Origin of the sequence: Aquirufa avitistagni, assembly GCF_042715545.1 — a bacterium.
In the GTDB taxonomy this organism is placed as follows: domain Bacteria; phylum Bacteroidota; class Bacteroidia; order Cytophagales; family Spirosomataceae; genus Aquirufa; species Aquirufa avitistagni.
This window is the reverse complement of sequence record NZ_JBBKXZ010000001.1, coordinates 1,199,826-1,225,076: the sequence shown is the minus strand read 5'-3', so window position 1 is coordinate 1,225,076 and position 25,251 is coordinate 1,199,826. Positions and strand designations below refer to the sequence as shown.

Annotated in this window: 22 protein-coding genes; 13 read left to right on the top strand and 9 right to left on the bottom strand. The window is 44.0% G+C overall.

Annotated elements, in window-relative coordinates:
* Positions 1 to 12 precede the first annotated feature (12 nt).
* On the bottom strand, positions 13 to 1,491 hold the full coding sequence (locus U0R10_RS05350) for a glycine--tRNA ligase (protein ID WP_377982917.1): 1,479 nt from the start codon (positions 1,489 to 1,491) through the stop codon (positions 13 to 15).
* Between the two features lie 97 nt (positions 1,492 to 1,588).
* Between U0R10_RS05350 and U0R10_RS05345 the strand changes: the two genes are divergently transcribed.
* Genes U0R10_RS05345 through U0R10_RS05335 form a run of 3 tightly spaced genes read left to right on the top strand, consistent with a single transcriptional unit; the run spans position 1,589 to position 5,105 of the window.
* Complete coding sequence (locus U0R10_RS05345) at positions 1,589 to 2,404, top strand: glycosyltransferase family 9 protein (protein WP_377982916.1); 816 nt, start codon at positions 1,589 to 1,591, stop codon at positions 2,402 to 2,404.
* A complete protein-coding gene (locus U0R10_RS05340) occupies positions 2,401 to 3,267 on the top strand; it encodes a carbon-nitrogen hydrolase (protein ID WP_377982915.1) in 867 nt (288 codons plus the stop codon). Before U0R10_RS05345 ends, U0R10_RS05340 begins: the two co-directional genes overlap by 4 nt.
* A complete protein-coding gene (locus U0R10_RS05335; RefSeq protein WP_377982914.1) occupies positions 3,264 to 5,105 on the top strand; it encodes an LTA synthase family protein in 1,842 nt (613 codons plus the stop codon). The genes U0R10_RS05340 and U0R10_RS05335 overlap by 4 nt, the downstream gene beginning before the upstream one ends.
* On the opposite strand, the gene bshB1 is transcribed toward U0R10_RS05335, so the two are convergent.
* From bshB1 to trxB, 3 genes are read right to left on the bottom strand one after another with little or no spacing between them, the layout of a single operon-like run.
* Complete coding sequence (bshB1, locus tag U0R10_RS05330; protein WP_377982913.1) at positions 5,102 to 5,818, bottom strand: bacillithiol biosynthesis deacetylase BshB1; 717 nt, start codon at positions 5,816 to 5,818, stop codon at positions 5,102 to 5,104. The two genes, U0R10_RS05335 and bshB1, sit on opposite strands and share 4 nt — an antisense overlap.
* A 14-nt stretch (positions 5,819 to 5,832) precedes the next feature.
* A complete protein-coding gene (locus U0R10_RS05325) occupies positions 5,833 to 6,945 on the bottom strand; it encodes a peptidoglycan DD-metalloendopeptidase family protein (protein WP_377982912.1) in 1,113 nt (370 codons plus the stop codon).
* A gap of 9 nt (positions 6,946 to 6,954) precedes the next feature.
* Positions 6,955 to 7,893 carry a thioredoxin-disulfide reductase gene (gene trxB / locus U0R10_RS05320; protein WP_377982911.1) on the bottom strand — a complete coding sequence of 313 codons (939 nt, stop codon included), beginning with the start codon at positions 7,891 to 7,893 and terminating at the stop codon, positions 6,955 to 6,957.
* Positions 7,894 to 8,009: 116 nt separating this feature from the next.
* On the opposite strand from trxB, the gene U0R10_RS05315 reads away from it, so the two are divergent.
* Entirely contained in the window at positions 8,010 to 9,269 is a 1,260-nt protein-coding gene (locus U0R10_RS05315; RefSeq protein WP_377982910.1) for a cation:dicarboxylate symporter family transporter, read from the top strand.
* Here the strand turns inward: U0R10_RS05315 and U0R10_RS05310 are convergent.
* Together U0R10_RS05310 and U0R10_RS05305 are read right to left on the bottom strand one after the other, a co-directional pair.
* A complete protein-coding gene (locus U0R10_RS05310; protein WP_377982909.1) occupies positions 9,259 to 11,106 on the bottom strand; it encodes a M61 family metallopeptidase in 1,848 nt (615 codons plus the stop codon). The genes U0R10_RS05315 and U0R10_RS05310 overlap by 11 nt on opposite strands.
* A gap of 1 nt (position 11,107) precedes the next feature.
* Positions 11,108 to 12,316 (bottom strand): ABC transporter permease, encoded by a 1,209-nt coding sequence (locus U0R10_RS05305; protein WP_377982908.1) that lies wholly within the window; start codon positions 12,314 to 12,316, stop codon positions 11,108 to 11,110.
* Positions 12,317 to 12,383: 67 nt separating this feature from the next.
* On the opposite strand from U0R10_RS05305, the gene U0R10_RS05300 reads away from it, so the two are divergent.
* Positions 12,384 to 13,541 (top strand): exo-beta-N-acetylmuramidase NamZ family protein, encoded by a 1,158-nt coding sequence (locus U0R10_RS05300; protein ID WP_377982907.1) that lies wholly within the window; start codon positions 12,384 to 12,386, stop codon positions 13,539 to 13,541.
* A gap of 59 nt (positions 13,542 to 13,600) precedes the next feature.
* Complete coding sequence (guaA, locus tag U0R10_RS05295; protein ID WP_377982906.1) at positions 13,601 to 15,124, top strand: glutamine-hydrolyzing GMP synthase; 1,524 nt, start codon at positions 13,601 to 13,603, stop codon at positions 15,122 to 15,124.
* 148 nt (positions 15,125 to 15,272) lie between these two features.
* Here guaA and pepT read toward each other — a convergent pair whose 3' ends face one another.
* Positions 15,273 to 16,532 (bottom strand): peptidase T, encoded by a 1,260-nt coding sequence (gene pepT, locus U0R10_RS05290; RefSeq protein ID WP_377982905.1) that lies wholly within the window; start codon positions 16,530 to 16,532, stop codon positions 15,273 to 15,275.
* A 180-nt stretch (positions 16,533 to 16,712) separates the two neighbouring features.
* Here pepT and U0R10_RS05285 point away from each other — a divergent pair, with 180 nt between their 5' ends.
* Both U0R10_RS05285 and U0R10_RS05280 read left to right on the top strand, forming a co-directional pair.
* Positions 16,713 to 17,975, top strand: a complete 1,263-nt coding sequence (locus U0R10_RS05285) for a citrate synthase (protein WP_377982904.1) — start codon at positions 16,713 to 16,715, stop codon at positions 17,973 to 17,975.
* Positions 17,976 to 18,059: 84 nt separating this feature from the next.
* Positions 18,060 to 18,563 carry a septal ring lytic transglycosylase RlpA family protein gene (locus U0R10_RS05280; protein ID WP_377982903.1) on the top strand — a complete coding sequence of 168 codons (504 nt, stop codon included), beginning with the start codon at positions 18,060 to 18,062 and terminating at the stop codon, positions 18,561 to 18,563.
* Here the strand turns inward: U0R10_RS05280 and U0R10_RS05275 are convergent.
* Positions 18,560 to 19,756: an OmpA family protein gene (locus tag U0R10_RS05275; RefSeq protein ID WP_377982902.1), complete on the bottom strand. Its 1,197-nt coding sequence runs from the start codon at positions 19,754 to 19,756 to the stop codon at positions 18,560 to 18,562. The two genes, U0R10_RS05280 and U0R10_RS05275, sit on opposite strands and share 4 nt — an antisense overlap.
* A 3-nt stretch (positions 19,757 to 19,759) precedes the next feature.
* Positions 19,760 to 20,407 (bottom strand): 7-carboxy-7-deazaguanine synthase QueE, encoded by a 648-nt coding sequence (locus tag U0R10_RS05270; protein ID WP_377982901.1) that lies wholly within the window; start codon positions 20,405 to 20,407, stop codon positions 19,760 to 19,762.
* Positions 20,408 to 20,505: 98 nt separating this feature from the next.
* On the opposite strand from U0R10_RS05270, the gene U0R10_RS05265 reads away from it, so the two are divergent.
* Genes U0R10_RS05265 through U0R10_RS05245 form a run of 5 tightly spaced genes read left to right on the top strand, consistent with a single transcriptional unit; the run spans position 20,506 to position 25,224 of the window.
* Positions 20,506 to 20,802, top strand: a complete 297-nt coding sequence (locus U0R10_RS05265) for a hypothetical protein (protein ID WP_377982900.1) — start codon at positions 20,506 to 20,508, stop codon at positions 20,800 to 20,802.
* A 1-nt stretch (position 20,803) separates the two neighbouring features.
* A complete protein-coding gene (locus tag U0R10_RS05260) occupies positions 20,804 to 22,726 on the top strand; it encodes a nitrilase-related carbon-nitrogen hydrolase (protein WP_377982899.1) in 1,923 nt (640 codons plus the stop codon).
* Positions 22,717 to 23,475, top strand: a complete 759-nt coding sequence (locus U0R10_RS05255) for a type III pantothenate kinase (protein ID WP_377982898.1) — start codon at positions 22,717 to 22,719, stop codon at positions 23,473 to 23,475. The genes U0R10_RS05260 and U0R10_RS05255 overlap by 10 nt, the downstream gene beginning before the upstream one ends.
* A gap of 1 nt (position 23,476) precedes the next feature.
* Positions 23,477 to 24,529 carry an agmatine deiminase family protein gene (locus tag U0R10_RS05250; RefSeq protein ID WP_377982897.1) on the top strand — a complete coding sequence of 351 codons (1,053 nt, stop codon included), beginning with the start codon at positions 23,477 to 23,479 and terminating at the stop codon, positions 24,527 to 24,529.
* Complete coding sequence (locus U0R10_RS05245) at positions 24,520 to 25,224, top strand: hypothetical protein (RefSeq protein WP_377982896.1); 705 nt, start codon at positions 24,520 to 24,522, stop codon at positions 25,222 to 25,224. Before U0R10_RS05250 ends, U0R10_RS05245 begins: the two co-directional genes overlap by 10 nt.
* Positions 25,225 to 25,251: the final 27 nt, after the last annotated feature.

Here is a 25,251-nt window from a genome sequence, read left to right as displayed (position 1 = left end):
TTGTTTGCGTTTTTAAACTAATTTTTCAAAAATACGCTCCATCGATACCGCATAGCCTAATTTTTCTTTTAGGTCAGCGATAGAAATGCGCTCTTGGGTCATCGTGTTGCGATCGCGAACCGTTACCGTCTGATCTTCCATCGTTTGGTAATCGACCACCACGCAATACGGCGTCCCAATTAAATCTTGACGGGTATAGCGCTTGCCAATTGCTCCACCATCGTCGTACGTTGTATTAAAGGCAAATTTAAGTTGATTCGTAATCTCTTGTGCTTTTTCAGCCAAGCCATCTTTCTTCACCAAAGGCAATACCGCCACTTTCGTAGGCGCCAAAGCTGGATGAATATTCAAATAAACACGCTGCTTCAAAGTTTCACCTTCGCCAGTTGTTTCTTCTGTATACGCATTGCACAAAATCGCTAAGAACAATCGATCTGCACCCACCGACGTCTCCACAACATAAGGAATGTAGTTCTGATTAATCTCTGGATCAAAATACTGTTGTTTCTTTTTCGATAATTCTTGATGCGCCTTCAGGTCAAAGTCGGTGCGGGAATGTATCCCCTCCATCTCCTTAAACCCAAATGGAAACTTATATTCAATGTCCACTGCCGCATTGGCATAGTGTGCTAATTTATCGTGATCATGGAATTTCAAGGAATCAGCTGGTAAACCAATCGCCTGGTGAAACTTCATACGCGTCTCTTTCCATGTATTATACCACTCCATCTCCGTGCCAGGACGTACAAAGAATTGCATTTCCATTTGTTCAAATTCACGCATACGGAAGATGAAATTACGGGCTACAATCTCATTACGGAAGGCTTTTCCGATTTGGGCAATACCAAACGGCACTTTCATGCGGCCCGTTTTTTGCACATTTAAGAAATTGACAAAAATACCTTGAGCCGTTTCTGGACGTAAGTAAATCAACGACGCATCTTCAGATACGGCACCTACTTGCGTAGAGAACATCAAGTTAAACTGGCGTACTTCGGTCCAATTAGCCGTTCCTGAAACAGGGCATTTAATGTTTTGATCAATGATTAACTGGCGAACAGCCTCTAAATCTCCCGCATCTAATCCCTTCGCCATCGCTTGCATTAAGGCTTTTGCCTCAGTTGCTTTTCCTTCGTCTTCTAATGCGGCTGCACGTTCTTCCAATAAAGTATCCGCACGGTAACGCTTCTTCGAATCTTTATTATCGATCATCGGATCATTGAACGAGTCCACGTGACCAGAAGCTTTCCATGTTAATGGATGCATAAAAATAGCCGCATCAAGGCCCACCACGTTGTCATTCAACATCGTCATAGCCTTATACCAAACATTCTTTAAATTATTCTTTAATTCTACACCATTTTGACCGTAATCGTAAACAGCTTGTAAGCCATCGTAAATTTCCGAAGACGGGAATACGAATCCGTATTCTTTGGCATGTGATATGATATCTTTTAATGCTGAGGCGGTATCTTGTTTTTTCGGCTCCATGTAATCCATTCAAATTTAGTCCGCAATTTACCGAAAAGAATGAAAGTATGCGGGTTAGCAAAGATTTTTCTTAATTTTGCGAGGCTATTTTTTTTACATGCAGCGAATTCTTTGTCTTCATTTTTCAGGTTCCCCAAACGCCATCGAAGGCGTTCGGAAAATTCGCGCAATACAAGCCGCACACCCGAATGCGGAAATCCATGTGTATTCTTCGATTGAATTTCCAGATGTTTTTAGTCTGGTTGTCGATCGTGCCTTGATTTATTTCGAGAAACCCAAAGGAATTTCATTTGATGTAGTCTATGATTTAAGCCCTGATTCAACGACCTTTTGGACCAAATTAACGATTGGTTCCTGGCCAAAACCTTGGACCGAAATGTCCTCCATCGATTTCATCAAAGAGGTACCCGCATTTGACCTTGCTGCTAAAGGTATTACGGGGAAATACATCGTTTACGCCCTGGAAGGTGATTTAGTGACGCAAGTGTTGGATTATCCCAACATGGTTCGCCTCATGGATAAATTGGATATTCCTATTGTGTTAATCGGCAATTCCTGGGATGAGAATTTCGGGTACCGACTCAATAAAATATTTCCTGAAAAGGTACATAACCTGTGCAAGTTTTACACGCACACTGAGATGGCGGCCATCATGCGTGATGCTGAATTTATCATATCGCATGATTCACCCATGCTCGAAATCGCGCAAATATTAGGGAAGAAGACGTTTGCTATTTTTGGCGCGTCAACGACACAATTGCCTGCCAGTGATACCCTAACGATCCTGGAAAATAAGGAGCTGGGCTGTCGGCCTTGTGCTTCAAAATTGCTAAACTATTGTCCAGTAGATCACTTTCAATGTATGAAAGACATCGATCTTAGTCCTATCATTCACGCTTCAAAAACGCTATGAAAAACGTTTCTTTTGCCTTAGTTCAGTTGACATGTTCAACGGATGTAGCGGCCAACAAGGCTAAAACGGTGCAAGCGATTCGCGATGCAGCTGCGCGCGGTGCGCAGGTAATCTGCCTACAAGAATTGTTCAGCTCTGTGTATTTCTGCTACGAAGAAAATACGGCGTTTTTTGATTTGGCAGAAGCGATTCCAGGTCCAAGCACGGATATGTTTGGCGGATTAGCGAAGGAATTGAACGTCGTAATTATTGCTTCGTTGTTTGAAAAACGGGCCGCGGGTTTGTTTCATAATACAACGGCGGTGATTGATGCCGATGGGGCTTACCTAGGTAAGTACCGTAAAATGCACATTCCAGACGATCCTGGCTATTACGAAAAATATTATTTTACGCCAGGTGATTTAGGCTACCAAGTATTTAATACGAAATATGCCAAAGTTGGCGTGTTGATTTGTTGGGACCAATGGTATCCAGAAGCAGCCCGACTAACCGCCTTGCAAGGGGCGGAGGTGTTGGTGTATCCAACGGCGATTGGCTGGGACATGGAAGAGCAAAATGCAGAAATCAACCGCGAGCAATATCAAGCCTGGCAAACCATTCAGCGTTCGCATGCCATCGCGAATGGGGTTCCTGTTATTTCGGTCAACCGCGTAGGCGTTGAAAATGGGCAGCAGTTTTGGGGTGGTAGTTTTGTCGCCAATGCTGGCGGACGCATCATTTTCCAAGCGCCACATGATGTGGAGGAAGTGGCCATTGTGGACGTGGACGTAGAGTCAAACGAATATTACCGCAAGACCTGGCCTTTCCTGCGTGATCGTCGCATCGATTCCTACCAAGACATCACTAAACGCTTCATCGATTGAATTATATAATTAGCCTCATTCGTTTGTACGCTTTTTGGCTAATCTTCTTTTTGGTCGAACGCATCATCTTTGTTATTCGATTTTGGGATGCTATCACCGAGGCCGGTGGCTCCGAGGTATTCGCCATCTTTCAATCAGCTTTGCGCCTCGATGCTTCCATGACGGGTTATGTGCTCGTTATTCCCGCTTTGTTATGGGCAATCGAAATCGTTTCTGGAAAATCGTTTGTTTCCCCGCGATTTTTGATTGGGTACCAACGGTTTTTTATTGGCCTTTTTGCGCTCATCGGGGCCGTAAATTTGAATATATATCAAGAGTGGGGAGCGAAGGTCAATTATAAAGTCTTCAAAATATTTTTTAATTATCCGTACGAATCGACGATCTCGAGCTTGGAAACGGGTATCGGTTTGACGGTCGGGATATTTCTTTTTCAGGTCCTATTTTTTGGTTGGCTTATCAGATTCTTTATTCGTCCTGCCTACCAGCTTCACCCTTGGTTAGTACGTCCGGTTCTCAGTTTGTTGGTTTTAGGACTAACCTTTTTGAGCGTACGGGGCGGCTGGCAATTAGCTCCCATCAGCCAAAGCATGGCGTATTTTTCTTCCAAGCCTATCTTAAACCATGCGGCAGTGAATACTACCTGGAATTTGGCGCAGGATGTAACCAATAATTTAGCTGGAAATACGGCCGACTTTCATTACTTGCCCGAGTCTCAGGTAGATTCAATTTTACATGAATATGAGTCAGGAGATTCGTTGGCCCGAACGGAGATACTCACCAACAAGCGTCCTAATGTTGTCTTCATAATCTTGGAAAGTTTCACGGCTGATGTTGTAGAATCATTAGGGGGTGAGACGGGAATAAGTGCCGAATTAGGTCAATTGATGCAGCAGGGCGTATCTTTCACGAATTTGTATGCTTCGGGAGATCGTACAGATAAAGGCTTAATTGCCGTGATGAGTGCATTCCCAGCGCAGGCTACCAAAAGCATTATTTCCGAGACGGATAAGCAGGAAAAATTACCCTCAGTCGCTCAAGTATTTAAAGAGCAAGGCTATCAAACAACCTTCATGTATGGGGGCGAAAGTGAGTTTTTTGGGTTTAAGCCTTATGTGTTGAGTCATGGGTTTGATCGCTCCACCGACAAGCATGCGTTTGCGGAGAAGGATCAAAATTCCAAATGGGGAGCGCATGATGGTGTGGTATTTAAGCGTTTTCAGTCTGAATTGGGTCAATTAAAACAGCCGTTTTTCGCGACCATGCTCACGCTTTCGAATCATGAGCCCTTTGAAATTCCGGAGACTCCACGCTTTCCTGGGTCCGATTTACCGAATCGCTTTCGGAGTACGGCCTTTTATACCGATAAATCCTTGGGTGCTTTTATTCGATCTGCACGTAAAGAGGCTTGGTTTAAAAATACGTTGTTTGTTATTGTGGCTGATCATGGTCATCGCTTGCCGAAAGAAAAATATGCGATTTCGGAATCACAACGCTTCCACATTCCTTTGGTGCTTTTTGGCGATGTGATTAAACCTGAATTTCGCGGAAAACAACTGCCGGTATTTGGTAGCCAAACAGATATCGCGAAAACCGTGTTAGGCCAAATGGGCTTGGATGGCAGTCGGTTTGCGTTTAGTCAAGATTTATTTGCCACCCATCCAGATCGTGGATATGCATTCTTTGACTGGGATAATGGTTTCGGAGTAATCAGTAAACAAGGGTTTACCAGTTATGATAATGCGGGAAAGCGCCTGATCAAGCAGGAGGGAAGTACGCGTTTATTGCCCTTTGGTCAAGCGTACATGCAAAAAGTATTTGCTACATACTTGAGTTATTAAGCGAGTATGCTTAAATCTTGAATCGCGATTGTCTTCTGAGTTTGAAACCCTTCGCCGTACGTCACCCCAATCTTGTGTCCCATTTCCCGGGCACGTGCTTCGATAAAGTGTAAGAATTCCGGACTCGAAATATACGATGCGGGTTCGCTCGAATTAGGATCAAAAAACTGGCTACGAAACGCACGGATGGCGGCTTCTTTTGTTGGCCATTGTTCGGTAATGTCAACCACAAAATCAGGCTCCAAGTATCTGTCCTGGATGTAATGAAAGACTTGTTTGGGACGCCATTCCGTTTGTTTTTCGCCATTGCGTGACGTTTCAATCTTACGCAAGCCACTCAAAAAACAAGCATCTATGGCCAATTGTGCACCTTTTCCGTGGTCGGGATGCCGATCTTCCAACGCATTCGCTAATACAATATCTGGCTGATATGCCCGTATCACTTCAATTAACTTCAATTGGCTCGCTTGATCATTCACAAAAAAACCATCTGCTAAACCTATATTCTCGCGTACTTGAATGCCTAAGATTTCCGTTGCCGCTGCAGATTCTGCTAAGCGAATTTCCGGTGTTCCCCGTGTGCCTAATTCTCCTCGTGTAAAATCAACGATGCCAACTTTCTTACCCAGTGCTAATTGCTTACGGATCGTTCCTGAACAAGCTAATTCAGCATCATCTGGATGCGCGGCCATCACTAATATGTCAAGTTTCATCGGATTGTACAGATTTAGTGTATGCGAAGTCGTCTGCCAGCACGAATGGTTGAGGAAAGGCGTAGGCCGTTTAATTTGGCTAATTTATTCACCGACATCCCTGCGCGTTGCGCGATGGTGTACAATGAATCGCCTGAACGAACTTTCACCCAAGCCTTGCGACGGGTTTTGATTTTGTCACCCACGCTTCCATATTCATTACGTAGGGAAAGTGCACGGGCATTAAATGTTTGGGCTGTGATTAATAAATGGTCCGACAAGGGTTCGCCCGTTCCAAAATTATAAACCTGATTCGGGTTGAAGGGGTTTCCCTCATACCGTGTTTCAAAGTGCAAGTGTGAACCTGTACTCCGACCCGTATTTCCACCTAGGCCAATTTCATCTCCCGCTTTCACGAACGCGCCCGGCTCTAGATTTTGTTTGGACAGGTGTCCGTAAAGTGTCTCTAGTCCATTGTAATGACGAACTACCATAAATTTACCGTATCCACCCCAGTCCACACTGGCCACACGAACAATTCCATCAAACGCTGAATAAACCGGATATCCCGTCTCTAGATCCAAATCCACTCCGGCATGTAAACGTCCCCAACGCGGTCCAAATGGACTAGTTTGTTTTACAGTGGCCAAAGGCGGAGACCAATTGCGACCTGCTGGCAAATTATACAACTCTAAATCTACTGGCTCATCAAAATCCTTTGCGTTGATATCGTATGGATCAATGCTTTTGGTATCCCAAATCGAATAATAGGACGCTACCGAGACGAAATCTTCTGATCCCACCGGTGCATTTTCTTCCTCAATTTCCACGACCAATGCCTCACCCTCATCAATCGATGTGGTATCGAAATTACTGATCGTAGGATTAAGGATTTTCAATGGTTCGTACTTACGTTCCTGCAGCTCAGATCCCTGAATGGCCGTCGCCGTACTCTCACTTTCCGTACGGAAAGTCAGTGGAGGTAGTTCGTCTAAATCGTTCTTTTTAGCGGAATTGTTTTGATACAAGTTGGCATTCGACTTGAAATCAATCTTCGTATTCTTCTTAAATAACTTTTTTTCTTGGGCATACGCGCTCAATGTCACAAAGACAAGCGCTAATCCCCAAACTAGTTTTCTACTAATCATGAAATCGTATTAATGTAAATTGCTCGCGGCCAACCATCTTTCCGCGTCCAAAGCAGCCATACAGCCACTTCCTGCCGCCGTAACGGCTTGTCGGTACATCGAATCCTGCACATCCCCACACGCGAAAACGCCTGGGATATTTGTCTTACTTGTACCTTTTTCTGTGATTAGGTATTCTTGCGCATCCATGTCCAATTGGCCTTTAAAGATGCTCGTATTCGGTTGGTGACCAATCGCCACAAAGAAACCCGTTAACGCAATTTCCTCAGTCGCTTGGGTAACATTATTTTTAATGCGAATGCCCGTTACACCATTGGCATCACCTAAAATTTCTTCTGTTTCTGAATTCCAATGAATCGTGATTTTCGGATTCTTTTTTACACGCTCCTGCATGATTAAGGATGCACGCATTTCGTCCCGACGAACAATCAGGTGCACTTGGGTACATAAATTAGCTAGGTAACTTGCCTCTTCAGCTGCGGTGTCACCGGCGCCAACAACCGCTACGGTTTGATTGCGGTAGAAAAATCCATCACAAACAGCACAAGCCGAAACGCCTAAACCATTGTAGGTTGTTTCCCCCTCAAGTCCAAGCCATTTAGCCGATGCTCCCGTTGCAATAATGACTGAATCAGCTAAAATTTCGGTGCTTTCATCGATCCACACTTTCTTTGGTTGGCTTGAAAAATCAACTTTCGTTGCCATACCAAAACGCACATCCGTCCCAAAACGCTTCGCTTGATTCTCTAAATCAACCATCATGGTAGGCCCATCTACACCCTGCGGATAGCCTGGAAAATTGTCAACCTCCGTTGTCGTCGTTAACTGACCACCTGGTTGTCCACCCATGTACATAACGGGATTTAATCCAGCACGTGAAGCGTAAATTGCGGCCGTATATCCCGCAGGTCCAGAACCAATAATTAAGCATTTAATAGAAGAAGCCATAGCTGATAAAAATTCGTTGAAATGAGCCGACAAAATTCGGCAAATAAGTGCAGAATGCCAAACGATGAAAATTTCAGTTTAGTTCCTTACATTTGTTTCAACCTCTTTTCAAACGAATGAAATCAAAGAATATTACACACAACCTAACATTTTGGGTGCTTTTATCCATCTTAATTGGCGTACTTGTTGGCCATTTTGCACCTTCCCTCGCTTTATACCCTGTTTTTGAAAGTAAAATAAGCTATAGCTTGTTGGGCGCCGATTTAGCTTTTGGCCCCACGCTGAGCGAAGTTTTTAGTGGCATTTTTATCAGTCTTGTCAAATTATTTATTCATCCCATCATCTTTTTGACGATCAGTTTGGGAATCGTGAATATGGGGAATTTAAAGAAGGTCGGCCGGGTAGGAGGAAAGGCTTTGTTGTATTTTGAGGTAGTCACCACAGTTGCTTTGTTGATCGGTTTACTCGTTTCCAATGTATTAACTCCAGGTGAGGGCGTTATTCGAAGCGATGTCGCTGGTGGAGATATTTCGAAATACACTTCAAAGGCCGCTTCGTTCAGTTGGATCTTATTTCTAAAAGAAAATTTCACCATTCAAGTTTTAGGCTTCTCCTTGTTCTTTGGCACGTTCCTGAATTTTGTTCGCGGTAAAGCCAAAATGGTGTCCGGTATGCATCAAGCATCGGACTGGGTATTTAAAGCCTTGCATGCGATCATGTATTTAGCCCCTTTGGGAGCTTTAGGCGGTATGGCATATACGATCGGTAAATTTGGTATTCACTCGTTATTGCCTCTTGCCAAACTGATGGTTTCAGTCTATGCGACGATGGCCATTTTCATTTTTGTGGTTCTTGGTTTAATCATGCGTAACTGCGGCGAGCGCATCGGTAAATTCTTAAGCTACATCAAAGAAGAGTTATTGATCGTTTTAGGAACTTCTTCCTCGGAAGCAGCCTTGCCTTCACTCATGTTGAAGTTGGAGAAAATGGGCTGTTCCAAATCCGTTGTAGGTCTCGTAGTTCCCGCAGGTTATTCATTTAACCTAGACGGTACCAGTATTTACTTGTCCATGGCCACGTTATTTCTGGCCCAAGTGTATGGTATCCAATTGAACTGGGAGCAATTGCTAACAATCATTGGGGTATTGATGGTAACCTCCAAAGGTGCCGCTGGTGTGACTGGGAGTGGATTTGTCGTATTAGCATCTACGCTAACGGCATTGCAGGTTATCCCATTGGAAGGTTTGGCATTGCTCTTAGGCGTTGATCGCTTTATGTCAGAGGCACGTGCGATTACCAATTTTATTGGCAATGGCGTAGCGACTGTTTGGTTAGCGAAACATGAAGGTGAATTTAACCCTCCAGTTACGGATTAGCCCGCATCCAATCAGCACGAAGTTTTAACTGTTCAGGCGTCGGATAAAGTAAAGGGCGAATTGCCGACTTGCTTACCTGTGAAATAGGTGTAAAAGGTGCCTTTAACGTGACAGAGGTGTATCCCCCCGATTCATTTGGGCGCGCCACCTCCAGTGTAAACATGTCGCCTGGCTGAATGATTTGTAAAATCTTCTTCATGTTTTTGCCAAAGTTTTCCATATCGATTGGTAAGCCATTCAAACTGATAAATTCATCTTTGACTTGCAGGCCGAGCGCTTCTCCCTGCGCATTGATCGCGGAATTACTTTCCACATACGCGCGTTTTGTTTCCATCTTAATGGCTAAGCCCTGCGGATCAAAACCAGGTGATTTGATTTCTTCTTTTTGCGTGGTATCCCACGTATAGCCGATAAGTTGCAACCATGCGTCAATAGGCAATGGCTCATTTCCAGCTACATAGCGTTTAAAGAAATCACGTAAAGCAGGCATTTTCGTCATGCGCACCAAAGCCTCAAATAATTCATCATCCTGAAATGATTTATTCGGTCCATAGGTCTTAGCCAGCTCAGTCATCATTTGTTGCGTGCCATAAGCTCCGTTTGACTGTTGGCGCAAAAACAAATCCAATCCCCAACCAATCAACGCGCCTTTTTGGTACACATTTCCATATTGTTCTTTGTGCTTCCCTAAGACTTGTTGGCTCATCACCGTAAACGGAACCTTCGCATCGAAGTGCATGTCCATGTTTTCTTTTTTCTCCTGAATGGTCTTGAAGAAATCATTCCATGTAGTCAGCTCGTATTTTGCTTGCATGTGGTGTGCCGCATATTCCGTCAAGCCTTCATATAGCCATAGGTGCTGGGACATCTTCGGTTCATTAAAGTCAAATGAGCCGATTTCCTCTGAGTGAATCGACAAGGGTGTTACGATGTGAAAAAACTCGTGAGCGCAGACATCACGAATGGTTTGGCTGAGTTGGTCTGCATTTCCTTCGGGTAGGTAGTAAAATGAGGATTGCGCATGTTCGAGTGCTCCGTAGCTTCCACCTTTTAGGTTGTCTGAAAGCACAACTAAAAAAGCATAGCGCTTAACGGGCAACTTTCCGCCCAGATATTTCCGTTGGGCATCGAGCAGTGGTTCAACTTTCGCTGCGACTTGTTTAGCGCTCAAGGTATTGTTTGGGGAATACAAGGAGATGATAATCTCCGTTTCGCCCATCATGATTTTGGCGGTGTCCGCTGGTGAAAACATGATCGGGGAATCCACTAATTCTTGGTAGGATGCTGCCAAATAGGTATCTACATCGCCTTGCGTGGTATTCTTCAGGGAGCTGACGCCCACTAAATGGCTCGGTTTTTCAATCTGTAATTTGATACGTTGTTTTTCCTGACCGCTTACATAGCCTAAAATGGTGTGTGTATTCAACGCAAACAAGGTGTCTTTTTGGAAATTACTACCTGCGGGTTCGAAGATATATTCGCCTTTCACTTCGGGACTATCCCAGGTATCATTCGCCTCATAACGTACATAGGCTAATTTAGTCGCATCTGAAATCTGATATTGATTGACATTTTTCTTGGTAACAGCTAGCGCTTTTCCTTGTTGGTCGAAAGCCTGAAAATTCACTATATAACGCCCATAGTCATAATTTGCATAGGTACCCGGCACAATTTTTGGAAAATTTACCAGAATACTTTTTTGTTTTTGAGGTGGGAAATTCATTTGAATTTTCAACCGGTCTTCGGTCACATCTTTTAGATTGATTTGAACGTTGAACCCTTGACCAAAAACGGTGGTTCCCATGCAAAGGAGACAAGCGAGTATGAATTTCTGCATATTAGTTTTTGTAGTTGATCGCTGTTTGTGGATCAATCTTGTTGATAAAATGTGTTGGAATATAAATGATGATACTAACTAAAGCACAGGTGCCTAGGTTTACCCAAACCCATGTCAACCAGTCCCAGTGGATGGGTACTGCGTTCATGTAGTAATTCACGGGGTCTAGCGGGATTAGGTGGTAGGTGGCTTGGAGCCAACAAAACCCCATGGCGAGGATATTACCTATCAGCAATCCTCTCAACAGGATAAAGAAACCGTTCCACCAGAAAATACTGCGAATCTGTGAGGCTGAACTGCCGAGTGCCTTCAGTAAACCCACCATAGGTATACGTTCCATGATTAATACCCACAAGGTGGCAATGAGGTTAAAGCAAGCGACAATGAGCAAAAGCGAGATGAAAATGACGATGTTGCGATCCAGCATTTGCATCCAATCAAATAAGGCTGGAAAAAGTTCAACTTTGGTTTCTAGTTTCCAGGTAGGATCGAGCGTTTTTGTTAATCGGTTCGCGGCAATGTTTAGGTCTACCGGTTGCTTCAAATAGATTTCATAAGTTCCGATCGAATCAGCGGTATACCCATTCATTTTTTGTACCCAATCACGATCAGCCAAGACGAATAGTTTATCTAATTCTTCTAAACCTGTTTCATAGATTCCTTGTACCTGTACTTTACGGGGTCTATTGGGTTGGCTAAGGAAATATAGAATCAGCGATCCATTGACCCGCACTTTTAATTGTTGGGCTAATTCCTGACTCAAAATGATGCTTTGGCCCTTATTCATTTGCCCACTTCCGGCAATGATATTTTGTTTTACTTGTGCCAAAGGCATATCTGCACCGATTCCCTTAATCACGACACCCGCGAGTCCTTGGTCGCCCACGAGGATTCCTGGTTTTTGAACATGCGCTTGCAGATGATCTACGTAGGGATGCTTTCTGATGGTTTTTTCCCAGGCTTCGTTGCGTTGCATGGGCGATTCAGACAGGGAATGATTTCCGGAAATTTGGCTAATGCGCAGGTCGCCGGAAAAGTTCGTAATCTTTTGAATGATGGCATTTTTAAAGCCAAAAAGGATGGAAAACGCAACGAGAATGATGCAAATTCCCAGCGAAATGGTGCCAATGCCCACATAGGTAACCGTTTTAGAGAACGATGTCTCGTGCGTATTTCGAATTCGGCGGGCGACGAACAGGGGGAAATTCACGGTTATTATATTTATAAAATTTATCGGATATTTGATCATTCTAATCCGAAGCGCAAAGAAAATGGGAATGGCTCGAAACTACAAGTTAATAGCAGTATTGTTTTTGATGGCAATGCAAGGGATTTTCGCGCAAGCGATTCCCGGGGCATATCAAACAAATCGTTATTTTTCATTACTTAAAGGGAAGTCGGTGGGCCTCGTGGTCAACCATACGTCGGTGATTGGGTCGACGCATTTGGCCGACAGCCTATTGCGGGCGGGTATTTCAGTCAAGCGTGTCTTCGCACCTGAGCACGGATTTAGGGGAACAGCGGATGCCGGTGCGCATATTGATAATGAGGTCGATCGCCAAACAGGCTTACCCTTGATTTCCTTATACGGTAAGCATAAAAAGCCAACTCCAGAAGATTTGCAGGGTTTAGATGTCGTGGTTTTTGATATCCAAGATGTGGGTGCGCGGTTCTATACATATAGCTCAACCTTGTTTTATGTCATGGAGGCTTGCGCAGAGAATAAGGTGAAATTATTGATTTTGGATCGTGCAAATCCCAATGGACATTATGTAGATGGCCCGGTGTTAGATCGCAAATTTGCTTCTTTTGTGGGATTGAATCCCATTCCCGTGGTACACGGTTTAACAATGGGAGAATTTGCGGGCATGATCAACGGAGAGGGGTGGCTGGCCAATGGCCTCACTTGCGATGTTCAAGTGATTGCTTGTCGGTCTTACAAACATCGGAATGCAGTTCCGCTTACCATTGCACCATCCCCAAATTTGCCAAATGATCAGTCGATCGGTTTATATCCTTCACTTTGTTTGTTGGAACCTACTATTGTTAGTGTGGGTCGTGGCACCCTGACACAGTTTCAGGTATTAGGGACACCCAATCCGTCGGCAGGCTCGTATACCTTTACACCGGTTCCTACACCCGGGGCGATGGACCCTCCTTTGAAAGATCAATTGTGTTATGGTCTTGATTTGCGCGGGGTGAATACGCGGGAACTTGGATTTTCATTGAAATACTTAATTCATTTCTTTCAGGCGACGGGGAGTAAGGAATCCTTTTTTACCTCTGCATCTTTCTTTGATAAATTAGCAGGAACAGATTCGATCCGTTTACAGCTATTGGCTGGTAAATCGGAGGCAGAAATTCGTGACTCGTGGCAACCGGCATTGGAGGCCTACAAAAAAATGCGTAAACGCTATTTAATTTATCGCGATTGATAGCCTGTTTTTCCTCATAAATTGCGACCTTTGCCGTTTATTTTTAAGCAAAAAGCTTTATGGCGGAAAAAATTATCATTCTTGACTTTGGTTCTCAGGTGACGCAATTGATTGCGCGCCGCATACGTGAGACTCAAGTATATTGCGAAATACATCCATTTAATCACATTCCTGAGTTGGACGATTCTGTTAAAGGAATCATCTTATCGGGTAGTCCATGTTCGGTCCGTGAGGCGGATTCTCCGCGGGTTAATTTAGAGCAATTGGGTAATCGGCCTATTTTAGGAATTTGCTATGGTGCACAGTTACTTGCCTATTTGGGTGGAGGCTCTGTGGAGGCATCTGATCACCGGGAGTATGGTCGGGCGCACATGACAACGGTTAAATCGAGTCCTTTGTTGGCCGGTTTATCTTCAAATTCGCAAGTTTGGATGTCGCATGGTGACACGATTATGGAATTACCAGCGCAATATGAGGTGATTGGTTCGACGGAGTCGGTACGCGTCGCGGCGTTCGCACATGTGGATAAACCGATTTATGCGATTCAATTCCATCCGGAAGTAACACATTCCTTGGAGGGTGGTGCGTTGATCAAAAACTTTGTGGTCAACATTTGTGGATGTGCACAAACATGGACGTCGGATTCCTTTGTGGATCGTACGGTGGCGGAATTGAAAGCGAAATTAGGAAACGATAAAGTGGTGTTGGGTCTATCCGGTGGGGTAGATAGTTCGGTGGCTGCGGTGTTATTGCATCGGGCGATTGGCAAGAATTTATATTGCATATTCGTGGATAATGGTTTGTTGCGCAAGGATGAATTTGAGCAAGTATTAGAATCATATACAGAGCTAGGTTTGAATGTCAAAGGCGTCAATAGCAAGCAATTGTTTTACGATGCATTGAAGGGATTGAAAGATCCGGAAGATAAGCGGAAGGCGATTGGTAAAACATTTATTAAGGTTTTTGATCACGAGGCGCATTTAATTGAGGGTGTGGCTTGGTTAGGTCAGGGGACGATTTACCCAGATAAAATTGAGTCGGTGTCATTAAAAGGACCAAGTGCAACCATCAAATCTCACCATAACGTAGGTGGTTTGCCAGACTTCATGAAATTGAAGGTGGTGGAGCCATTAGAAGCCTTGTTTAAAGATGAGGTGCGTTTAGTGGGTAAGACCTTGGGTGTCCCTAAAGATATCTTAGGACGTCATCCATTCCCGGGTCCAGGTTTGGGTATTCGTATTTTGGGTGATATTACGCCAGAGAAAGTGGACATCTTGCAAAAGGTAGATGCCATCTTTATCAATGGTTTAAAGGAAGATGGTTTATATGATCAGGTTTGGCAGGCAGGAGCGATTCTTTTGCCAATTCAATCAGTAGGTGTGATGGGTGATGAGCGTACGTATGAGCAGGTTGTTGCCCTTCGTGCCGTGAGTAGTGTGGATGGGATGACTGCCGACTGGTGTCATCTGCCTTATGAGTTCCTAGGTCGTATTTCCAATGAAATTATCAATAAGGTCAAAGGCGTAAATCGCGTGGTTTATGATATTTCATCGAAACCACCAGCAACGATTGAGTGGGAGTAAGTAAATAGACGTCAGACGTTGGACGTTAGACGTTGGATTAGACGTTGGACGTTAGTCGTCAGACGTTAGCATATTTAGTAGAGACGCGAGAAATCGCGTCTTTTTTTATAAAACCGACGTCCAGCGTCCAAAGTCTAACGTCTAGCGTCTAGCGAGCAAATATGCAAGACAAATGTATAATGGTCTCCGTCGCTTTTTGCATATCCTGCACGGAAACCCATTCCTGTTTGCTGTGGAAGGCATGTTCGCCGGCAAAGATATTCGGGCAGGGGAGTCCCATAAATGTCAAACGCGAGCCATCAGTACCTCCGCGAATCGAACAAGTTTCAGGTTTCAATCCAGCAAGTTTCATCGCTTCCATCGCATAGTCCATGCACTGCGGATGATCTTTCAAGATCTCATACATGTTTCGGTATTGTTCATTTTGCTCGAATGTAGCGGAAGCATTTGGGTAGTTAGCTAAGACTTTTTGGCTGATGGATTGTATCAATTCCCCATATTCGGCCAACTTAGCAGTATCAAAATCCCGTAATATAAAATCTATGCGCGCTTCCTCCACGGAACCTTGAATATCCGTCGGGTGTATAAATCCTTGTTTGCCTTCGGTTGTTTCTGGGCTCAATGTGTCTTTCGGTAAAGCTGCGATAATTTCTGCGGCAATTTTCAAGGCACTTTCCATGCGGCCTTTGGCAAAACCAGGGTGCTGCGATATACCTTGAATATACACCGTAAATCCATCTGCTGAGAATGTCTCATTTTCTAAATGACCTCGCTTTTCGCCGTCCAAGGTATATCCGTAGGTGGCGTTGATTTTGGATAGGTCGATGTGGTCTGTACCGCGGCCAACCTCCTCATCGGGGGTAAAAACGATAGAAATGGGGCCATGGGGAACTTCTGGATGGGCTACCCAAAAGGCAAGAGCATCCATAATTTCTGCCACCCCTGCTTTATTATCTGCACCTAAAAGTGTTTTACCACTGGCTGTAATGATATCATTTCCAAACTGTTCCAATAAATCCGGATGCTCAGCCGCTCGAATGATTACACTCGGGTCATCGGGTAAAACGAGATCCTGTCCTTGATAGTTTTCATGCACGATCGGTTTCACATCTGCCCCCGAACAATCTGGTGAGGTATCCATGTGCGCACAAAAACAAATCGTAGGTGTTTCATGCGCGACATTGCCAGGTAAAAATGTGTAGACATATCCGTATTGGTCAAGTTCAGCGTTTGCTAGTCCTAATTCATGAAGTTCATCCACTATTACCTTTCCTAAATTCTTCTGTTTTTCGGTCGAGGGGCTCTGCAGCGAGCGTGGATCTGATTGAGTATCAATTTGCACATAGCGAAGAAATCGTTCAGTCGACGTGAAATGATACTTTTTGAGCAAATCAGATATCAGAGCCATAAAATTCAATTTATTTGAAATATTAGAAGAAAAAATTGTGTTAAATGAATTTATTTTAATAGGATTTATAAAGGTAATTAACCTTTCAAAATATCGTCTTATATTCGGGCTTTGATTTTGCGAAACAGTTCTAAACTGTTTCGTCAATTATAAATCTTTTGTCTTTTTATTTTTAAGATTATGTCTCAAAATGCAGTGATCCAAGTGGATGGTAAAAGTTTTGAATTTCCGACATTGGAGGGAACCGAACACGAAAAAGCCATCGACATTGCCAAATTACGTGATTTGACAGGATACGTTACTTACGATCCAGGGTACAAAAACACGGGTGCAACCAAGAGTGCTATTACATTTTTAGATGGCGAAGAAGGAATTCTAAGACATTGTGGCTACAGTATTGAGGAATTAGCTGATCAAGCTAGTTTTCTAGAAGTTGCCTATTTATTACTCCATGGTGAATTACCTACCAAAGCTCAGCTTGACGCGTTTGAGGAATCCATCAAAAAATATTCAGTTGCAAATGCAGCCTTATTGAAAATTGCGGAGGCTATCCCTTCATCTACACACCCAATGAGCGAGTTATCTGCTTTAGTAGGTTTGATGGAAGGGCAATACGCAAGCAATGAACCAGCGGAAAATATCCTACGTTTGTTAGCTGCATTGCCAATTTTCGCAGCTTGGAATTACAAAAAATCAATTGGAGAACCGATTGTCGCGCCAGATCAATCGTTGGACTACTGCTCAAACTTCTTGAAAATGATGTTCGCCAAACCAGGCGAAGCCTATCAGGTGGACCCAATCGTTTCCAAAGCATTAAATAAGTTATTGATTCTGCATGCGGATCACGAGCAAAACTGCTCAACGTCAACGGTACGTTTGATTGGTTCATCACATGCAAGTATTTTCTCTTCAATTTCGGGAGGTATTCAAGCGTTGTTTGGTCCGCTACATGGTGGTGCTAACCAAGCCGTAATTGAGATGTTAGAAGAAATCAAGCAAGCAGGTGGAGATACACAGAAATTCGTTGAAATGGCTAAGGATAAAAACTCTGGCTTCCGTTTGATGGGTTTTGGTCACCGTGTTTACAAGAATTTTGATCCACGTGCACGTATCATTAAAGTAGCTGCAGATGATGTATTGACTGCTTTAGGTGTAAAAGATCCAGTTTTAACAATTGCACAAGAACTAGAAGCGGCTGCTTTGAGCGATGATTATTTCGTAGCTCGTAAGTTGTATCCGAATGTGGATTTCTATTCAGGAATTATTTACCGTGCGTTACATATCCCAACGAACATGTTCACGATCTTATTTGCGATCGGTCGTTTGCCAGGTTGGATTGCACAACACAAAGAAATGATGACTAATAAAGAGCCGATTGGCCGACCAAGACAAATATATGTGGGAGCAACTCCGCGTGCATTTGTCCCAATGTCACAGCGCTAATTAGTTCTTAAATAACGTTAAAAAGGCCCTTGCTTGCAGGGGCCTTTTTGTTTTATCACCCAATTCCCAGTAGTTTTGCATCCTATGACTCAAAAAAATAGGTTCATTTTCAGTGCATTATGCTTGTTGGCCTCCTTTATAGGCAACGCGCAAATTCAAAAAGGCTTAGGTACGTTTTACCACAGTAGACATTGGGGTGGACGCACGTACTCTGGAGAAAAATACCATCCATACGTTTATACAGCTGCACATAAATCCTATCCGATGGGATCTTGGGTAGAAGTAACTTTAGTTAAAACAGGTAAAAAAGTATTTGTGCGTGTGAATGACCGCGGTCCATTTTTTCGGGGAGGCGTGATCGATGTGTCCAAAAGTGCCGCACAAGATTTAGGTTTAGTCCCATTCGGTATTTCCAAAGTGGAAGTCCGACTACTTTCCCCAGAAGAAATTACGGATTCATTGAAGTTTTCTTGGGCTCAACGCGATTCTGTGGGCCGAGCGGAACACCCAATCGCTCCCAAAAAGAAGAAGAAAAAGTCTACGCGCAAAAAGAGCAAAAAGCGCAAAAAGAAAAAAGTGCGTCGTTAATTCGAACGTAGCCGTATTTCGATGCGGCGGTTCATTTGTCGGTTAAGTTTTTCCTTCGGAACCGTATTTCCCATTCCTTGCGTGAAGATCCGATCAGCCGCAATTCCCAATTTGATCAAATACATTTTTACGGCTAACGCGCGTTTTTCCGATAAGATTTGATTACTGGATGCATTTCCGATATCATCGGTATGTCCTTGTATATCAATAGATTGTGATGGATTTTCTTGTAGGTAGTTAGCTAATTTGGCTAAACAATCAGGTATGGGTTCCGTTAAATTCCACGCATTATTCGCAAACTGAATGGCTTCGAAGCTAAGTGAATCAAATTGAATTCGTTTAACCGGTGCTTTCAGCCAAATTTCAGGAGAGATATAAACACGCGCTATATCTAATTCACGTTCAGGTTCGGTCGATTTACGTGAAATAAAATACGAATCGATCTCTGGTCCCAAGGAAATGCCAGCATCATGGCTAGACGTGTTTAATGTTTGTAAAGCCTCTGGGCTTTCTCCGGCAATGATGGGATATCGGGTTTGGTAATAATCAAGCCCCCCTTTTCCGCCTGATTTACTACTCGAAAATAGGAAGACAGATTTGTTGGCTAATATATAGGGTCCTTGTTCATCTTCATTCGAATTAATCAGGTTACCGACATTTTTAGGGGTATTCCAGCGTCCTTGATCATCTTTTTCGCTAACCCAAATATCTCTTTTCCCATATCCGCCGAGTCGGTCCGATGAAAAGTACAGTTGTTTTCCATCCGAACTAATATGCGGCTGGCCTTCCCACTCATGTGAATTAATTAAGAAGCCTAAATTTTTCGGCTTTGTCCAAGAATCCCCCATCCGCTGGCTTTCATATAAATCACATCCCCCAAAGCTGTTTGGGTATTCGCAGGCAGAAAAGTATAGCGTTTTTCCATCCTTCGTCAGGCTAGGAGTTCCTTCATTATTCTCTCGATTAATTGCATCGATGGGTGCAGGCGCATCAAAATGCCGTCCATTCCAATGCGCGACAAAAAGCTCTTCATCCGATTTAGCTGCTTTGCGGATCGTCAGGTAGAGATTTTGGCTGGCTGCATTAAAATGTGGAAAGTATTGTGTACGCTGTAAATTTAGTTCCGTAATAGGCGAGGGGAGGCTATCCAGCGGCATGCAAAAAGCGACAAATGGGATGAGCCAGGCCAACATACCTTAGGGGATTTGTAGGAACTTATGGGTTTGAACTGAAATGCGCCAACGAGGATTTGATTTGACAAAATCGACAATCAAAGGATTGATTGTTTCTTGTTTAGACCACTCAGGTTGTAAATATAAGGCCGCTTCAGCTGGAATCTTATCTGCCCAAGCTGTTGCCCAAGCCATATCTGAGGGATGAAAAATCACCACTTTTAATTCATTCACTTGGTGAAGAATGGCAGGATTAGGTTCCTTAAATTTTTTAGGTGAGAAACAAATCCAATCCCAGGTTCCGGTAACCTCCTCACAAACTCCTGAAGTTTCGATGTTGGTCTGAAAACCTGCCTGCTTAAGTGCCTCAGTTAATGGGCCTAAATCATGCATTAATGGTTCCCCACCTGTGATAACGACGAGTCGGCATGGAAATGCTAAGGCTTCATTGACTAATTCAATGACTGATTTGCGGGGATGGGTGTCAACTGGCCAAGATTCTTTGACATCGCACCAGTGGCAACCGACGTCACAGCCTCCCAAACGTATAAAATAGGCGGCATGTCCTTGATATTTTCCTTCACCCTGAATCGTGTAAAAAGATTCCATGACGGGATATTCAAAAACATCTGATTTTGCGCCTGTTTTTATATCTTTGAGTTTGGATTGCATATTGACCTAAAATTCGCAGTAAAAATACGGGTTGATTTGTAATTTAACTAATCAGAATTCGTTCTAGCGCTAGCTTAGAATTCTTTTTATTCTTTTTCATGTCAAAAGCATCACGTACACGTCCACTTTGTAATGTTCTATTCGTAGTCATTACGGCTATGCTATTGACTGCTTGTTGGTCCGCCCGTTGCCCCCGTGAAACATGTCGGGTGCGTGTAGAACACCGACATGGAGAAAGTTATTACCGCCCACGTGAGGCCATGTCATGGATGTGGACACCTCGATATAAACACGTTAGGGTAGGTGCCAATGGTCAGAAAGAGGTTGTGACGAGCAAACCTTGGTATAAATTAATAGTACGAAAAAAGCCAGCTCCAGCTGCGAAGCCACGTTAATATGTCGCAAGTCATCGTAGGAGCTGCTGTTTTAAATCAGACTCCGTTAGATTGGGAAGGAAACTACCTTCGAATTAAGTCGGCCATCACCGAGGCAGAAGCCGCGGGCGTTCAGGTACTTTGTTTACCTGAAATGTGCTTAACAGGTTATGGCTGTGAAGATCAGTTTTTAGCCCCTTTTACTGAAACCAAAGCGATTGAATACCTCCATAAATTAGCCTCTGAAACTACCTCCATGTTCATTTGGGTTGGTTTACCGATGCGTCACGAAGGTCATTTATTCAATGTGGCCGCGGGGATTACCGCTGGAAAAGTAGTCGCTTTGATTCCTAAACAGCATTTGGCCGACGATGGTGTGCATTATGAGCCGCGTTGGTTTACCCCTTGGCCCGCAGGAAAACGCTCCCAGTGGCAAGGCATACCTTTTGGCGATTACCGCGTCCGTGTTGGTTCGTGGACGATGGGTGTTGAAATTTGTCAGGATGCTTGGGAAGGCGATAAACGACCTGCACATGTGTTAGCTAAACGTGGTGTTTCATTGGTAGTTAATCCTACGGCCTCGCATTTTTCATTTGGAAAATCGCAGGTTCGTCAAGCGTTAACCCGCGAAGGATCTCGGATAATTGATGGGGTTTATGTCTTTGCTAATTTATTGGGAAATGAATCTGGTCGTGTGATTTTTGACGGTGATGCGTATGTGGCTGACCGTGGTAACCTCATCAGCCAATCCAATCGTTTTTCCATGAACGATCATGAACTGATTTATGCCTCCGTCGAGTTAAAATCGGTTAATGACGCTGGGGATGATATAATTTCATTGCCTGCGATGAAAGAGGTGCCGGGTGGTACGCAGACTTTTGTGGCGGCCAACTGGGAATCTTCGGAATATATAAAGGAAGAAGAATTTGCGCGTTCGGTTGCTTTAGGATTGTGGGATTATGTGCGCAAATCGCATTCGTATGGCTTTGTTATTTCACTTTCGGGTGGGGCAGATTCATCCGCGATTGCTTCATTATGTTATTTAGCGTCCCAATTAGCCGAAAATCAGCTTGGTTGGGAAGGGATGAAGAAGCGTTTGGCATACATTCCTTGGATGGATTCGACGCCTAACGTAAAGGAATTTGTCAAACGATTCATTCGTACCTTATATCAAGGAACAGTCAATTCTTCTGCCGAAACGCGCGCCTCAGCTCGGACCTTGGCAGATTGCATTGGTTCCGATCATTCCGAAATTCAGATTGATGGTTTGGTGGCGGAGTATCGCCAACTGATCGAAGGGGCGATTGGTCGAGAATTGAGCTGGAAAACAGATGACATTACCTTGCAAAATGTACAAGCACGTGTTCGTGCCCCGAGCGCGTGGATGTTGGCCAATATCAACAATGCCCTCCTTTTAGCTACTTCGAATCGTTCGGAAGCGAGTGTGGGCTATGCCACCATGGACGGCGATACGTCGGGTTCTATCTCACCGATTGCCGGTATTGATAAATCGTTTATTCGTGTTTGGTTGAAATGGATGCAAGAAACGGGCTTAGCGGGAACGTGGAAGGTTTCAGGTTTATCGGGCGTGAATGCTTTGGAACCGAGTGCGGAACTACGTCCATTGGATTCAAAGCAGGTAGACGAGGAAGATTTGATGCCATATCCGATCTTGAACGCCTTGGAACGCTGGTCGTTTTATGAGCGATTGTCACCTGAAGAATGTGTTTCAAAATTAAATCAAGTATATGGTGCGCAGTTTGATGCGACCAAATTAGATGAATTTGCCCATCGATTCTTTCGTTTATGGGCGCGAAATCAGTGGAAAAGGGAGCGCTATGCCCCAGGTTTCCACGTAGATGATTACAGCCTTGATCCCAAATCGTGGTTGCGTTTCCCGATTTTATCGGCTGGACTTGAAAAAGACTTACCTGCATGCATTTAGTAGTTGACATTGGAAATACAGACATCGTCTGTGGATTCTACACCGAAACGGAGTGGAAAGTGATTTTACGTACCCCTACACATCAGCCTTGGAGCGCGATTCGGATGGAGCATTGGATTCAGAAGGAGCTTACGGATAAAGGTTTTCCGGAGGTTAAGGTAGAATCGATTTTGATTAGTTCTGTGGTGCCGTCGGTGTTAACCCAAATCCAAAAAGGATTAGAGCATTGGGTAAACTATCCCGTAAAGGTGATGGGACCTAAATTATATGCCACATTACCTATTGAGGTGATTAGCCCGGATGAAATTGGGGCCGATTTAGTAGCAAATTCAGTTTATGCGCATACAAATTATAGATCAGATGTGTTAATTGTGGACTTTGGAACTGCTTTGACGTTTACCTTGGTGGATGCACAAGGAAAAATGAAAGGGGTTTCGATTGCTCCGGGATTGAAAACAGCTGTTAAATCCTTGTTTTCGGAGACGGCGCAATTGCCTGAAGTACCTTTGGAAATGCCCAATTCTGCCTTAGGTCATGATACCGTTTCTGCGATTCAATCTGGTATTTTATGGGGATATGTGGGTATGGTTAAGGAAATGATTTCGCGCGTTAAAGAAGAGCGAGGGCCGGGAGTTAAGGTGATCGCTACGGGTGGATTATCATCGATTTTAACTCCTTTAGAAGCTTATTTCGACGAAGTAAATAAATTGATCACGTTAGAAGGTTTGCGCATCGTCGCACAGCAATAATATGTCTACACCGCGCGAAGAAGGTTTTTATTTTCCAGCTGAATGGCATCCGCATGTAGCTACTTGGATTACATTTCCGCATAATGATCATTCCTGGCAAGGGGATAAATTAGCTGCGATGTATCCGGAGTATTTTGCCCTTATTCGGACAATTTCACAAGGAGAATTAGTGAATATCCAAGTGAATGATGCGGCTTTGGCCACATTTATTCAAAGTCAATTGCCAATTTATGGGATTGATCCTCAACAGATTCGATTACATATTCGTCCTACAAATGATGCCTGGTGCCGCGATCATGGACCCGCATTTTTGGTCCATCAGTCCAGCGATTCACGCTTGATTGTCGATTGGGAATACAATGCCTGGGGTGGGAAATATCCTCCTTTTGGCGATGACAATGCTTCGCCGAAAGCCATTGCCCAAACTGTAGGATTACGTTCTGTAAGCCCTGGTATTATCATGGAAGGTGGCTCAGTTGATTTTAATGGGGCAGGAACGGTATTGACCTCACGGTCATGTTTACTGAATCCAAACCGCAATCCGCATCTGAGTCAAGCGGAAATTGAACAATATCTTTGTGATTATTATGGGGTCCAACAAGTCTTATGGGTTTCGGATGGAATTGTAGGAGATGATACGGATGGACACATTGACGATACGGTTCGTTTTGTTAATTCGAATACCGTGATTGCCATGGTGGAACCCCAGGTGGACGATGAAAACCATGCTGTTTTGGCTCAAAACCTAGCTGAATTGAAGGAAATGCGGTTGTTGAACGGGGAGCCGCTGAATATAATTGAACTACCGATGCCAGATCCTGTGGTCATCGATGATTTTAGGGCGCCGGGTTCGTATGCCAATTTCTACATTTGCAATGCAGGGGTGATTGTGCCTACGTTTGATTGTCCCCAAGATGCTTTTGCCTTGGCGACATTGACACAATTATTTCCAGATCGTCCCGTTATAGGTCTTTCAGCTAAGCAAATTATTTGGGGGCAAGGAAGTTTTCATTGCCTAACCCAGCAAGAACCTCAAGCGAACGCATGCGTGTAATTCTCGTACTTTTATCGGTGGCCATCGTTTGGTCTTGTGCCAAAACTTCGTCAACGGTACCGCGAGTAGCGGAGCAAAATGTTGTGGTAATGCCGGCCAACAAAGATGTGCAGCTTCAAATGAAGACCATCACGGCGTATGATTTGCAAGAAAATGTCACATTACGGGATGAAATACTGGTTCAAGTTGCGGTAGTTCGGATTGTTGGCGATGCGGTTTATCCTGAAAGTTCTCGTTTTGTATATGTAGGTTCTGTGGCGCAGGGCCAACAAATCTCCTTGGATTCCATTCGGTTGAAGCCCGTTACGATTGCTCCGGGGGAGCGCGTAGGAGTGCAAGTTTATTTGTGGGAATTAGATGATTATGCGAAAGATCAAGCATTTATTCATCAGTTAAATCAGGTGAGTGGTTTGGTTCAAATCCCGATGACATTGATGGAGTGGAGCAGTTTCTCGAATCCATTGAGCTGGTTTATTTGGGGAGCGCGCCTGGGATCTGTCGGCTTAGATTGGTGGGCCAAACGGGATGGGAAGGATTTATTAGGGGTTTCAGAAGTCCAATGGGATTATGCGGATATGTCTAAAGGAAAATCGGTTCGCTTTAAGCGAGGCACTTGGAAAGGTGGTAAGAAGGGACTTGGGGCATATCAATATGGATTTTCATACGAGGTTCGTGTGAATGATTCACCCCGTTAGCTCTGTTTATTGGTTTAATATGCGTAA

What these genes read in the sequence shown, in the direction of transcription:
- U0R10_RS05245 (WP_377982896.1), top strand. Translation starts at nt 24,520, where the DNA reads ATGCGTGTAATTCTCGTACTTTTATCGGTGGCCATCGTTTGGTCTTGT.
- U0R10_RS05315 (WP_377982910.1), top strand. Translation starts at nt 8,010, where the DNA reads ATGAAATCAAAGAATATTACACACAACCTAACATTTTGGGTGCTTTTA.
- bshB1 (WP_377982913.1), bottom strand. Translation starts at nt 5,818, where the DNA reads ATGAAACTTGACATATTAGTGATGGCCGCGCATCCAGATGATGCTGAA.
- guaA (WP_377982906.1), top strand. Translation starts at nt 13,601, where the DNA reads ATGGCGGAAAAAATTATCATTCTTGACTTTGGTTCTCAGGTGACGCAA.
- U0R10_RS05260 (WP_377982899.1), top strand. Translation starts at nt 20,804, where the DNA reads ATGTCGCAAGTCATCGTAGGAGCTGCTGTTTTAAATCAGACTCCGTTA.
- U0R10_RS05350 (WP_377982917.1), bottom strand. Translation starts at nt 1,491, where the DNA reads ATGGAGCCGAAAAAACAAGATACCGCCTCAGCATTAAAAGATATCATA.
- U0R10_RS05255 (WP_377982898.1), top strand. Translation starts at nt 22,717, where the DNA reads ATGCATTTAGTAGTTGACATTGGAAATACAGACATCGTCTGTGGATTC.
- pepT (WP_377982905.1), bottom strand. Translation starts at nt 16,532, where the DNA reads ATGGCTCTGATATCTGATTTGCTCAAAAAGTATCATTTCACGTCGACT.
- U0R10_RS05250 (WP_377982897.1), top strand. Translation starts at nt 23,477, where the DNA reads ATGTCTACACCGCGCGAAGAAGGTTTTTATTTTCCAGCTGAATGGCAT.
- U0R10_RS05270 (WP_377982901.1), bottom strand. Translation starts at nt 20,407, where the DNA reads ATGCAATCCAAACTCAAAGATATAAAAACAGGCGCAAAATCAGATGTT.
- U0R10_RS05275 (WP_377982902.1), bottom strand. Translation starts at nt 19,756, where the DNA reads ATGTTGGCCTGGCTCATCCCATTTGTCGCTTTTTGCATGCCGCTGGAT.
- U0R10_RS05345 (WP_377982916.1), top strand. Translation starts at nt 1,589, where the DNA reads ATGCAGCGAATTCTTTGTCTTCATTTTTCAGGTTCCCCAAACGCCATC.
- U0R10_RS05280 (WP_377982903.1), top strand. Translation starts at nt 18,060, where the DNA reads ATGACTCAAAAAAATAGGTTCATTTTCAGTGCATTATGCTTGTTGGCC.
- U0R10_RS05265 (WP_377982900.1), top strand. Translation starts at nt 20,506, where the DNA reads ATGTCAAAAGCATCACGTACACGTCCACTTTGTAATGTTCTATTCGTA.
- U0R10_RS05340 (WP_377982915.1), top strand. Translation starts at nt 2,401, where the DNA reads ATGAAAAACGTTTCTTTTGCCTTAGTTCAGTTGACATGTTCAACGGAT.
- U0R10_RS05325 (WP_377982912.1), bottom strand. Translation starts at nt 6,945, where the DNA reads ATGATTAGTAGAAAACTAGTTTGGGGATTAGCGCTTGTCTTTGTGACA.
- U0R10_RS05300 (WP_377982907.1), top strand. Translation starts at nt 12,384, where the DNA reads ATGGCTCGAAACTACAAGTTAATAGCAGTATTGTTTTTGATGGCAATG.
- U0R10_RS05310 (WP_377982909.1), bottom strand. Translation starts at nt 11,106, where the DNA reads ATGCAGAAATTCATACTCGCTTGTCTCCTTTGCATGGGAACCACCGTT.
- U0R10_RS05285 (WP_377982904.1), top strand. Translation starts at nt 16,713, where the DNA reads ATGTCTCAAAATGCAGTGATCCAAGTGGATGGTAAAAGTTTTGAATTT.
- trxB (WP_377982911.1), bottom strand. Translation starts at nt 7,893, where the DNA reads ATGGCTTCTTCTATTAAATGCTTAATTATTGGTTCTGGACCTGCGGGA.